The sequence below is a fragment of the Frankia sp. QA3 genome (assembly GCF_000262465.1).
Lineage (GTDB): Bacteria > Actinomycetota > Actinomycetes > Frankiales > Frankiaceae > Frankia.
Genome location: NZ_CM001489.1, coordinates 4,959,598 through 4,970,619, shown reverse-complemented (window position 1 = coordinate 4,970,619; position 11,022 = coordinate 4,959,598). Strand labels below are relative to the sequence as shown.

The 11,022-nt window shown below is 70.1% G+C and carries 10 protein-coding genes, 1 tRNA gene and 1 other RNA gene; 5 read left to right on the top strand and 7 right to left on the bottom strand.

All coding sequences use genetic code 11. The features are described from left to right. Both FRAQA3DRAFT_RS20385 and ffs read right to left on the bottom strand, forming a co-directional pair. A partial coding sequence (locus tag FRAQA3DRAFT_RS20385; protein ID WP_009740944.1) for a DNA polymerase III subunit gamma and tau occupies positions 1–1,883 on the bottom strand: 1,883 nt, incomplete at its 3' end. Between the two features lie 38 nt (positions 1,884–1,921). Further along, positions 1,922–2,018, bottom strand: an RNA gene (gene ffs, locus FRAQA3DRAFT_RS31985) — signal recognition particle sRNA small type. A gap of 385 nt (positions 2,019–2,403) precedes the next feature. Here ffs and FRAQA3DRAFT_RS20380 point away from each other — a divergent pair. Continuing rightward, positions 2,404–2,488: transfer RNA gene (locus tag FRAQA3DRAFT_RS20380), tRNA-Ser, on the top strand. A gap of 90 nt (positions 2,489–2,578) precedes the next feature. Here FRAQA3DRAFT_RS20380 and FRAQA3DRAFT_RS37485 read toward each other — a convergent pair. The 3 genes from FRAQA3DRAFT_RS37485 to FRAQA3DRAFT_RS20365 all read right to left on the bottom strand — a co-directional run bounded on the left by FRAQA3DRAFT_RS37485 (position 2,579) and on the right by FRAQA3DRAFT_RS20365 (position 4,840). Then, positions 2,579–2,821: a tyrosine-type recombinase/integrase gene (locus tag FRAQA3DRAFT_RS37485; protein ID WP_035921255.1), complete on the bottom strand. Its 243-nt coding sequence runs from the start codon at positions 2,819–2,821 to the stop codon at positions 2,579–2,581. 94 nt (positions 2,822–2,915) lie between these two features. After that, a complete protein-coding gene (locus tag FRAQA3DRAFT_RS20370) occupies positions 2,916–3,482 on the bottom strand; it encodes a GNAT family N-acetyltransferase (RefSeq protein WP_009740943.1) in 567 nt (188 codons plus the stop codon). Continuing rightward, entirely contained in the window at positions 3,479–4,840 is a 1,362-nt protein-coding gene (locus FRAQA3DRAFT_RS20365; RefSeq protein WP_009740942.1) for a hypothetical protein, read from the bottom strand. Before FRAQA3DRAFT_RS20365 ends, FRAQA3DRAFT_RS20370 begins: the two co-directional genes overlap by 4 nt. 341 nt (positions 4,841–5,181) lie before the next feature. On the opposite strand from FRAQA3DRAFT_RS20365, the gene FRAQA3DRAFT_RS20360 reads away from it, so the two are divergent. The 4 genes from FRAQA3DRAFT_RS20360 to FRAQA3DRAFT_RS20345 all read left to right on the top strand — a co-directional run bounded on the left by FRAQA3DRAFT_RS20360 (position 5,182) and on the right by FRAQA3DRAFT_RS20345 (position 7,819). Then, positions 5,182–5,712 (top strand): hypothetical protein, encoded by a 531-nt coding sequence (locus FRAQA3DRAFT_RS20360; protein ID WP_009740941.1) that lies wholly within the window; start codon positions 5,182–5,184, stop codon positions 5,710–5,712. A gap of 13 nt (positions 5,713–5,725) precedes the next feature. Further along, positions 5,726–6,580, top strand: a complete 855-nt coding sequence (locus tag FRAQA3DRAFT_RS37480) for a hypothetical protein (protein WP_009740940.1) — start codon at positions 5,726–5,728, stop codon at positions 6,578–6,580. 91 nt (positions 6,581–6,671) lie between these two features. Next, positions 6,672–7,388 (top strand): DUF433 domain-containing protein, encoded by a 717-nt coding sequence (locus FRAQA3DRAFT_RS20350; RefSeq protein WP_232291681.1) that lies wholly within the window; start codon positions 6,672–6,674, stop codon positions 7,386–7,388. Positions 7,389–7,390: 2 nt separating this feature from the next. After that, positions 7,391–7,819: a hypothetical protein gene (locus FRAQA3DRAFT_RS20345; RefSeq protein WP_009740938.1), complete on the top strand. Its 429-nt coding sequence runs from the start codon at positions 7,391–7,393 to the stop codon at positions 7,817–7,819. Positions 7,820–7,890: 71 nt separating this feature from the next. Here the strand turns inward: FRAQA3DRAFT_RS20345 and FRAQA3DRAFT_RS20340 are convergent, their stop codons facing one another. Together FRAQA3DRAFT_RS20340 and FRAQA3DRAFT_RS20335 are read right to left on the bottom strand one after the other, a co-directional pair. Next, complete coding sequence (locus FRAQA3DRAFT_RS20340) at positions 7,891–8,292, bottom strand: hypothetical protein (protein WP_009740937.1); 402 nt, start codon at positions 8,290–8,292, stop codon at positions 7,891–7,893. Then, a complete protein-coding gene (locus FRAQA3DRAFT_RS20335; RefSeq protein ID WP_009740936.1) occupies positions 8,289–10,853 on the bottom strand; it encodes an AAA family ATPase in 2,565 nt (854 codons plus the stop codon). The genes FRAQA3DRAFT_RS20340 and FRAQA3DRAFT_RS20335 overlap by 4 nt, the downstream gene beginning before the upstream one ends. Positions 10,854–11,022: the final 169 nt, after the last annotated feature.

The window sequence follows — 11,022 nt, the reverse complement described above, 5'->3', positions numbered from 1 at the left end:
CCGCCCGCGGGCGCGACGCTCACCCGCCAGGTCCCGCCGATCTTCTCCGCCAGCGCGGCGCAGAACAGCTCGGCGTTGTTGCCCTGCCCGAACATCCGTCCCATCGTCGGGCTGGCGAAGGCGAGCACCACCTCGTCACCGCGCACGTCGGCGACGGCGGCGTGATCCTTCAGGATCGCGTGTGTCTTGCGGCTGAGGCGGCCGGCGAGCACGAGGACTTCGTCCCACAGCATCCGCAGGCCCGCGGCGTCGATCCGCCCGCCGCCCTGCCCAGCCACGCCGCCCTGCCCAGCCACGCCGCCCTGCCCAGCCACGCCGCCCTGCCTGGCTCCGGGGCCGCCGCCGGCTCCCTGCGATGGCCCGAAACCGGCGCCTCTCGACGGTGGGGGCCCGTAGCCGGCACCACCGGACGGGGCACCCGCGCCCATCCCGCCGGCCGCCGGGGCCGGACCCCACGAGCCGCCGGCCGGACCCTGGGACGCCGGGCCCTGGGAGGTGGGCGTCGCAGCGGCGCGCACCGGCCGAGCGGGCGCCGGCTCCCGCCCCGGACCCGCCGCATCACCCGGGCCACCCGGGCCACCCGGGCCACCCGGGCCACCCGGGCCACCCGGGCCATCCCGGCCATCCGAGTCACCAGCACCGCCGAACGGCGGATTGCCCGCCACCGCGCCCGGGACGAATCCCGGCACCGGCGCCGGGTGACCGGCGGCCGGCTCGGGACCGGCGAGCACGGAGCGGCGTTCCAGCCGTTCCAGCCGGGTCAGCAGCGCCGCCGGGTCCGCCGAGGCCGCGGGCAGCAGCGCGCGGGCCAGGATCAGTTCGAGCATCAGCCGCGGGCTCGTCGTGCCCCGCATCTCGACCAGGCCGCCGTGCAGCACGTCCGCCGTGCGGGACAGCTCCGCGGGCCCGACCGCGGCGGCCTGCGCGCGCATCCGGTCGATCTGGTCGGGGGAGAAGGACTCCAGCAGCCCGCGGGCGTCGGCGTCCGGGACGGCCGCCATCACGATCAGGTCGCGGAACCGGTCGAGCAGGTCGGTGGCGAACCGCCGCGGGTCGTGCCCGGCGGAGACGACCTTGTCGACGACGGTGAACAGGGCGGCGCCGTCGCGCTGCGCGAGCGCGTCGACGGTCTCGTCGAGCAGGACCCCGTCGGTCACGCCGAGAAGGGCCACCGCGCGGTCGTAGTGCAGGCCGTCGTCGTCCGCCCCGGCGAGCAGCTGGTCGAGGACGGACAGCGAGTCCCGGACCGATCCCGCCCCGGCCCGCACGATCAGCGGCAGCACCGCCGGGTCGACGGTGACGTTCTCCTGCTCGCAGATCGAGGCCAGGTGCGTGCGCAGCACGCCCGGCGGGACGAGCCGGAAGGCGTAGTGGTGGGTGCGGGACCGGATCGTCGGGATGACCTTGTCCGGCTCGGTGGTGGCGAAGACGAACTTCAGGTACGGCGGCGGCTCCTCGACGACCTTCAGCAGGGCGTTGAAGGCCGCGGCCGTCACCATGTGAGCCTCGTCGACCACGAAGACCTTGAAGCGGGCCGACGCGGGGGCGAAGAAGGCCCGCTCGCGCAGATCCCGGGCGTCGTCGACGAGTCCGTGCGAGGCCGCGTCGATCTCGGTGACGTCCATCGAGGCGCCGGTGCGGATGCCGACGCACTCGTCGCACACGCCGCAGGGCTCGGGGGTGGGCCCCTGCTCGCAGTTCAGCGAGGCGGCGAGGATCCGGGCCGAGGACGTCTTGCCGCAGCCCCGCGGCCCGCTGAACAGGTAGGCGTGGTGCAGCCGGCCGGTTCGCAGCGCCTTGCGCAGCGCGTCGGTCACGTGTTCCTGGCCGACGACCTGGGCGAACGTCGCGGGACGGTACCGGTTGTACAACGCTGCGCTCACTGGCCTGCTCCGCGTGCTCGACGAGACGATCGGCGAAACGAGAGGACCCCTCGCACACCCGTCAGAGCCCGCTTACCCTTGCTGCCTTCCGGCCCTGGGGGGGTTCACGAGGGTAACGCCGCACGAGGGGTCTGCCATGCAGTCTAGCCCGCCCGGAACGATCATGAATCCCGAGGTCACCCCTACCGGCCGACCCGACCGCCGCCCCCGCCCGACCACCCGCCTCGAGGCCCCTCCTCATGCTTATCCAGAGGGATGAAGCGGACACGAAACCCCTCTGGGCAAACATGGGGCCAGCCGAGCGGCGGACGGGCGTGGGTGGGCGTCTGCCGGGGGACGCGCGGGGTCTGGACGCCGGCGCGGGCGGCGCGGTCGCGGGAGGACCGGCGGCATCTCCGCGGACGGCTCGGCACGGCCGCGCCCCGAGGGGGCGAGGTGATCCGGGGGCGCGTGGGAGCAAGCCGTGCGCCCGGGCGACCCCGCGTCCACGGATCGGCGACGATCAGATAGTCTCATCGACGGAGGATTCGCCTAGTGGCCTAGGGCGCACGCTTGGAAAGCGTGTTGGGGGCAACCCCTCGCGAGTTCGAATCTCGCATCCTCCGCAGCCGATCTTGACGTCTGGCCAGGGTGTTCGTCGTGACCTGGTCCGGCGGCGCGGACCAGGTCACGATCTTGCGGTCTCAGTTCTGGTCTCACTCACCCTTCTGGGGGCGTTCCGCCGCTTCGGGCACCTTCTCCCAGAGCAGCCGGCCGAGCCTGGTGGCCACGTCCTTGAGGATCGGGTCAGTCAGGTGCTGGTAGCGGCTGCGCAGGTCCGATGACCACCCCATGATCCCCATGACGGCCCGGTCCGGCACGCCCAGTAACAGCAGAGCGGTGGCCGCGGTACGCCGCGCGTCGTGCAGCCGGGCGTCACGCAGGTCGGCGGCCTGCACGAGGGCCTGGCGACTGGATTCCGTGCCAAGGTTTGCGACCGGTCTCGAGACCGCCAACTTCCATGGCGGGAGGTGTGGGTCGCCTGTCGGAACTTCAAAGCCCGGCGGCGGACAAACGCTTCCACTCGGCACAGGTGATCGCGTAGATGTTTCGCGGCTCACCGTCCCGGTCGATGGGCCCCTCGGCGAGCGTGAGGCCAAGCTTCTCGGCGACGCGAATGGAGCCAATGTTCTCCGGATGGATGATCGATATCAGACGTTCGCGGCCTGCCTCGGTGAACGCGAACTCGACGGCGGCCGTCGCACCTTCCGAGGCGATGCCCTCGCCCCACCGGTCCCGCCGTACCGTCCAGGCCACTTCGCACCCCGGCCAGCCAGGTTCTTCGTACAGGCCGACCCGGCCGAGGAACTCTCCGGTTCGACGCTCTTCGATGATCCACATGCCGAAGCCCTGCAGCGCCCAGTGGCCGATCTGGAACGCCGTCATGCCCCACACACTGCTCTCGCGAGACGGAGAGCTCGTGTAGATCGACATGTCCGGGTGGAGCGCCATGGTGAGGTACGGCTCAACGTCATCGAGACGCCAGCCACGCAAGATCAGACGCTCCGTGAGAACCGTCGGGATGGTGACGACATCGGGAGGGCCGAACTTGAGGGTCATTCAAGGGCTCCTGCAGGGGCTACGCGGGAAGGGCCAACCGAGACCTGGTGGACCAGCGCGCCGAGTGCGGACACGTCCGGATCCGATGCCCACGGGTTGAGGTCTCTCATAACTTCGGTCATAGCGGACACGATCGTTGCGGAAAGATGCCCGTCGGGGACTGCTGCGGCGGCCCGGCTCGCCGCGACTGCCGCCGCCGGGTCCGGCCGGTCCTGCAGGAGAACACCGGTGGCCAGGCAGAGGTACGCGTGACCACGTTCCTCATGAGACCGAGGATCAAGGAGATCAACGGCTTGCTGTGCACGGTGTCGAACCTCAGCGCCGTCACCGAGCTCGATCGCGCACACAGCGGCGAACATCGCCGCCGAGCCAGCGGTGAACGGAGACGATCCCGGCCGGGGCGTTGTCGCCGCACCGGCTGCTTCCCTCATCGCCGTCAGTGCGCTCTCCGTCGCGTGGACCCGCCCAAGTCGGGCCTGGCCGCGAGCCTCATACGCCGCCAGCCGGGCCGCAAGGTACGGCGGTGCGGCGCGGCGGGCGCGGCCCGCGATGGTGGCAGCGTCATCCCAGCGATGGGTGTAGTAGGCGATGCTCGATCGCAGCGCGGCGAGAGAACCGATCAGTATGTCGTCATCGATCTGGGCCGCGTAGCGGTCGGACAGGTCAGCGAACCGGCGCGCGTCCCGATAGTGGCCACCGGTAAAGGCGAGCCGGCCCAGGTAGTAGGTGAGCTGGCCGCCGAGGCGCGTCGTGCGAAGGCTGTCGGTCACAGTCAACCGCTGATTGTCGCCGTCGAGCATCGCTTCGACCTGCTTCCACCGCCCCGCGACCTCGGCAATCAGCGTCAGGCGTGGCGTTGTGTCGAAGCTGGCGGCGATATCCGCCATGTCGTCCTCGAGCTCGCCGAGCGTCGGCGCCGCACCGGATGCGTCGATGCGACGGGTGGTCTCGAACGCCAGCGTTGAGAGTGCGGCGAGCTCGACGAACTGTCTGCGATCCGCGTCCGTCGGATTCTCCTCTCCCGCCGCCGGTCTCTCCACCACTGTGGAGTTCCCGGCCGGGAGATGTCCAACGCCTTTGCGCTTGATCTGCAGCGCGGTGTGTTCCATGACCGCGTCCTGCCACAACTGCACCAGCCGGCCGGCGGCGTGTAACTCCCGGTCCAGACCCTCGACCACCTGCCGCGACGGGAGCAGCCACGGACTTCCGTGCTGCTCGCCGCGGCAGGCCGCGGACACGACCATTCGATGCACCTTGATCTTTTCGCCAAGCTTGGTGAAGCTCGCCTTCCATTCGCCGCGCATGCGCGCGAGCTCGGAGACGAATGCCGCCTTCGCTGGCCGCGGCCGGTCCTGCACGACGGCCCCCTCCCGCCTTCGCGAGAGCCTCGCGGGCGAGAGAAACACCTCTCGCGTCCGCGAGCCTCTCGCGGTCTGTCGCCGGTCTGCTGCGCAGTGTGTCATAAGGCGTACCGGCGGATGTGCCGGTCGGCGCCCGGTCCGCGAAAAAAGGGGAACTCATGGCACCCGAGCAGCCCCTCACCGGGCCGCCGCCCGCCGCGGTGGGTGGCCGCCCACCCTCCGGTCCCCGGGGAGGAGCCGCGTGCGGCCGCGCGCAGCGGGGAGGGGGCCGGACCTCGTCTACCCCGCCCCCTCCCCCCCCGACCTGAGTTCCCTTGAACACCCACCAGGAGGACCCCATGCCCGCCACCCTTGCCCCGCCGCGTCTCGGCCGGGACCTGATCCCGCAGAAGCTCTACAAGCGGCTCGTTGCCCGCCTCGAAGTCGACCATCCGGAAGTCGCCGACGACGCCGGTCGGATCGTCGATCAGGCCTTGGCGTTCCTCGCCGCGTGCGGCCCGGCGCTTGATCGAGGTCTACGCCCGTCCCGCGCCGTCGACCTGGGCTGGCACACCTTCCTGCTGTTCACCAAGGACTACTCGCTGTTCTGCCGGAAGGTCGCCGGCACGTACATCCACCACGTCCCCGACGACAAGCCCGCCAGCGCCGGCAAGTGCGCCCCCGAACCGGACGGATGCCATGCCGGCGGGGATCCCGCCGGGCATCCCGGATCGGGGGGCATAGCTCGGACGGTGCGGGCGATCGAACGCCTTGGCTACCAGATTGAACCCGACCTGTGGGCGTCGGCGGCCGACTGCGCCGATGAGGGAAACTGCTCGGCGAGCGGCAAGGACGGCGACGAGAACCAGGGCAGCCGCATCCCCAAGTGACGGAGCTCTATCGATGATCGAATGGGACGATCTACCAGGCGAGGTGCAGGACGCAATCACCGGACAGGCCGGTCCGGTGGTCTCCGCCAGCACCGTGGACAGGGGAGACGGCTGCGACTTCGCCGCGGTCGTCAACACCCCGACAACCAAGATGTTCGTGAAAGGCGTCTACGGGGATGGGGTGCGCAGGAAACGTCTCCGCGCCGAGTACACGAACGGACGGCTCGCCCCGGGCATCGCCCCAACCCCGCGGTTCGTCGTCGACGCCGACGGCTGGCTGTTCGTCGGATTCGACCACGCGACCGGCAGGCCGGCCGACCTGAGCCCCGGGTCGGCCGATCTGCCGGCGGCTGCTGCAGCCGTGGACAGGATCGCTGCGCTTCCCGCATCAGAGCTGCGTCCGCTCGAGCTTCGGTGGTCCGGGGCGGACTGGTGGGATGCGGTCCGGTCGCTGCCCACGGATGTGGTTGACGGCTGGGACGTGGGCGCCGCGGCTACCCTCGCCGCTCCGGCACCCCAGATGGTCGCCGGGGACCGGCTTACCCACATGGACCTGCACGGGGGGCAGTTCCTCATCGACGGCCCGGTGGTGCGGGTTGTGGACTGGGCGCGGCCCGCCGCCGCCGCTCCCTGGGTTGACGCGGCGTTCATGGTGATCCGACTTGTCGGGGCCGGCCACGAACCGGCGGACGCCGAGCGGTGGGCGACCGGCCTCGCCTGCTGGACGGTCACCCCGGACGCCCTGACCGCGTTTGCCTGCTACGTGGCCGGCCTGTGGACGGTCCGGGCCGCCCAAGGGGGAGGCTCGGCGGCCGCGTGGCGGGCCCAGGTAGCCCGCCGGTATGCCGCCAACCGGCAGGGGTGCTGAACCAAGGTTGCCGAAGCCGGCAACGTCCAGGTCGAGGCGGGTGGTCCGATGCCGGCCCAGGAGGCGCGTGCGGATGCCTTCGATCTTGTCCATGAGCCATGATGTCGGGGTGGCCGTCAGGGTGCTGGACCGCGAGGTCTACTCGATGAGCGAGGCAGCTCGCCTGCTCGCGGTGAGCCCGGCACGCCTGAGAGGGTGGATCGACGGCTACACCCGTGGGGAGATCCACTATGACCCGGTGATCCGCCCCGAGCGGACCGGGAACGAGGCGGTCACCTGGGGCGAGTTCGTCGAAGCCGGCTACCTCCGGGAATATCGCGTCAAGGGGATCTCTCTGCAGAAGATGCGGATCGTCGTGCAGCGCCTACGCGAGCGGTTCGGGGTGTCCTACCCCCTCGCCCACGCCAAGCCCTACGTGTTCGGGATGGACGTCGTGCTCGCGGTCCAGGAAGAGGTCGGTCTCGGCAGTTCGCTGTCCATGGTTCGGATCAGCGACGGGCAGTTGGTGCTCGCGCCAAAGGCGCAGCACTTCTTCGAAATGGTCGAGTTCGCACCAGGTGCTGGCGTTGGCGAGGATGAGGCGTTGCGCCTGTTCCCGGACAGCACGTCCCGCCAGGTCGTCCTCGACCCGCTGCGGCAGTTCGGTTCCCCGGTGGTGCGCAGCACTCGCACGGCGAACCTGTACGAGCTGTGGGCTGCCGGCGAGTCCATCGCGGAGATCGCTGAGGCCTATGAGCTACCGGACGCGGACGTCGAGGCCGCGGTGCGCTACGAGAGCCGTCTTCGAGGGCAGGAGATCGCAGCCTGAACATGGACGACGGTGCCGTATTACGGCCGCGCTTCTTCGTGGACGAGAACACCCTCCCGCTGGGCAAGGCGCTTGCCGCGGTGAGGCCTGACGTTCTCCACCCGGGTCACCGGCGTTGCCCGATCAGTCTGGGAGCCCAGGACACCGAATGGCTACCGTACGTCGGCGACAGCGATTTGGTACTGCTCACCCGTGACATGAAGATCCGTCACCGGCTGGCCGAGAAGCGCTTGTTCCTCGCGCATGCCGTGAAAGGAATCTTTCTCACGAAGGCCGGGAGCACGACCAGGTGGGACATGCTGTCCATGGTTGTCCAGCATTGGGAGAAGTTCGAGCCTCTGGCTGACCTTCCCGGCCCGTGGGTCCGGTCCCTGACGCGGGCGGGCCTCGGCGAACTGAAGCTGCCCACGTTGCCGGCCGCCGAGGGCTGACCGACCCGGTCGATCGTCGATCTTCAAGGGGGGTCTCGTTGTTCCGTTCTCCTCGGGTCTGGACCGCTCGCTCAGGATGACTCCGGCTGCGCGGCGGGATCGGGTTCCGGCCGGCGCGAACCCAGAGTGAGGGCGAGTGCGTGCACGTCCTGGTGCCAGCGGCGCAGTTCGGTGGCGGTCGGTGAAAGCTCGTACGGGTGGTGGTGAACCGCGCGGGACAGGGATTCCCAGAGGTATTCCGCAGTGGCGGGAGGCTCGGGGCCCAGCGCGCGAAGGTAGTGGAGACTGAGTAGCTGCGCGCGCATCGGGGTCTGCGCGACGGCCGGGCGTTCACGGGCCCACAGGTCGTCCACGGCGGATTCGAGGGCGAGCCGCAGCAGCCAGGCACAGGCACGCGGCCACAGCCCGGCAATCTCGTCCGGGCGTTCCCGCAGGAGACTGTCGGCGACGTCCAGATAGCGGAAGGTGATCATCGGAGCTCGCTGAGCGTGTTGACGAGAACCCGGGCATCGCGGACCAGGGCTGTGGCATCGCCGTCGCGGGGACCGTGTCCACTGTCCTTGACGACGGCTTTGTAGATGTCCCCGGTCTGCCATTTCCACCTGTTGTTGATGTAGCCGAGAACCTCTGGCGCGCGCTTGGCGTCTTCGAAGATCGCGAGTGCTGCCTTCGAACCGGTGCCCTTCGTCGCCGTGATTGCGTCCTCGACTTCGTGGTGGCGATCTCCGGCGGCAAGGCGCTTTCGGCGGTAGATGTCGATGCACACGGCGTCCACGGCCGACCGGCAGAACCCGGAGACGAGCGCGGACCTGATGTCCTCGGGCAGGTTGGGGGTGTGGGCCAGCGCGCGGGCCTCATCCAGCCAGCGGCTCGCCGGGTCGAGCATCGACTTGATCTCGATGACGGACTGTTCCCCGCGGACGACCTCCAGTTGGCGGGCCGGGAACTCGGGGGTGCTGAACCGGCGGACCGCGTCGGCGAGCCGGTCGTCGTGGCTGAAGACGACGACCTGACGGGTCCTGGCGGTGCGTAGCAGGACGCGGGCGAGCCCGTCGACCTTCGCCGGATCCATGGACTGCACCGGGTCGTCGATGACGACGAACCGGAACGGGCTTTCCGGCACGGTGGCGCGGGGGAGGAAGAGCGCAAGCCCGAGCGCGTGCAGCTCGCCCTGGCTCATCACGCCCAGCGCCTTGCCGCCGGCTCCGTCGACGGTGACATCGAGTTCGGGTCGGCGCTGCGTACCAGTTCCCCGTAGCTTGAGTCGGCCGATCTCGATGTTGCTCTCCTGCCGAAGGTCGGCCCAGATCTCCGCGTGTTGCGTCGCGAACGGCTCGAGCCGTTCGTCCTGCATGTGCTCCAGGAGCCTCCTGATGAAGTCCTCGGCGTTCTTGAGTGCCTTGAGCAGTGGTTGCCGGGCCCGGCTGACGCGGGCGGCGTCGACCCATTCCAGGGTCCGGCGGGCGAGTGGAGACCAGGCGGTCTCGAGCGTCTCCAGCCGCGTCCGGGCCGCGGACCGCAGCGCGCCAAGGGTCGAGAGGAGATTCTGATGGTGGACGACGAGATCGTCGGCGAGTGTTCCGGAGTCGCTTTCGGCACGAAGCCGCTCCCAAGCATCCCAGGCGGCACGCGCCCGCGCGGCGCTGTCCGCCATAGATCCGGGCACCCGGTCCGCGGCGAGTGCCCGCGGTGATTCCTGGATCAGGGCGAGCGCTGAGCCGCGGGCGTGGCCTAGCCGATTGTTGGCGTCGTTGGCGTCCTCGGCGATGGCGTGCAGCCGCTCGGCCTCCTCGGTGGCGGAGGCGCGCCAGGCTTCGTCGAGCGTGCCGACGCGGCACAGCGGGCAGCTGCCGCCGCCGTGCTCCCGGTAGTGGTCGAGCCCGGTGCGCAGCAGACCGGCGACCCGGCGGGCATCAGCGGCGGGAGTTCCGGACGTGGCCTTGACGCGGGCAACGGCGGCCCGCAGGTTCGCTGCCCGTTCGGCGACCTCGGATGGCTCAGGTAGGTCCAGGGCGAGGAGGCGACCCAGTGCCGTCGCCTCATCGTCAAGCTCCATGGCGCCAACGGTGTCAATGGCGCCAACGGTGTTCGCGGTTCGGTCGTTCGCATCGGCGGCAGCCGCGCCACCCGCCGCCACGTATGCCGCGTCGAGATCCCAGAGCCTGGCCACCTTCGAGGCAAGCGAGGTTCGTATCACCGTTGCGCGCTCGTCGGTGGAGGCAGAGAGCTCGGCCAGTAGGTCGGCCATGCCGGCGGCCACCGCCTTCCTCGCCCGGTCGAGTTCGAGGCGCGTCTGTCGTAGCAGGTTGTGGATCTGGCCCAGGTCGCCGAGCTGGAGCATGCGATCGATCGCGTCGAAGTTCTTGGCGTTGCCGTCTGTGATCAGCCCGGTCAGTTCGGAGTAGGCGAGAATGGGCCGGTACTCGCTGAGGGCCTCCTGCCACGGCAACTCCGACAGCGGGCGGGCGGCTTCACCGGGCAGGCGCACGGTGGTCTTCGCGGCGAGCAGGTCCGTGTCGGCAGCCTGCCAGGCACGCGCCACCTTGATCGGCCGACGCGCGCCCTCCGCCGTCAGCTCCACCTCGATGCGGGGCGCTCCCTCACGGTGCAGGTTGAGCCAGCCGTCTTTCCAGATCTTGCCGCGGTCGAGGCGATCGTTCGTTTCGGTGAGGGCCAACTCGACGGCGTCGGCGAAACTCGACTTTCCGGAGCCGTTACGGCCGGTGATCAGGGTGAGGCCTGGGCCGGGGCTTAGGTTGAGCGTCGTCATCGGGCCGACGCCCCGGAAACCGCGGACCGAGATGGACTTCAAGTACATGCCTGGTATCTGTGCGTCGTGGGAACGAGGCCGCCGGGTTGGTTGCGGGCGCGGCGTGGTGATGCCGCCGAGCGCTTCGTTCAGCGCATCGGCGCCGTCGAAGGCCGCGAACACCAGGTCGGCGACCTGTGAGGACTCCTCCGCCTGGTCGAGCTCGTCGAACAGGCGCTCGTACAGGGCGTCTCGGATCGGATCCGTCTCCGTGTCGTCCGTCATTCCTGATTCCCTTCCCGACCGGCTCTGGTCGTTGGACAGGTACCGAAGGCCAGGCTCGGTCGACGCCTGAACAGATGCCGCCTGTTCGCTGCGTTCTGTTCGGGAGGGTCGAGGAACTGACCGATTCGTGACGAGTGCCGCCGCCGTCGAGGTCGCCCGCGGAGCGGGA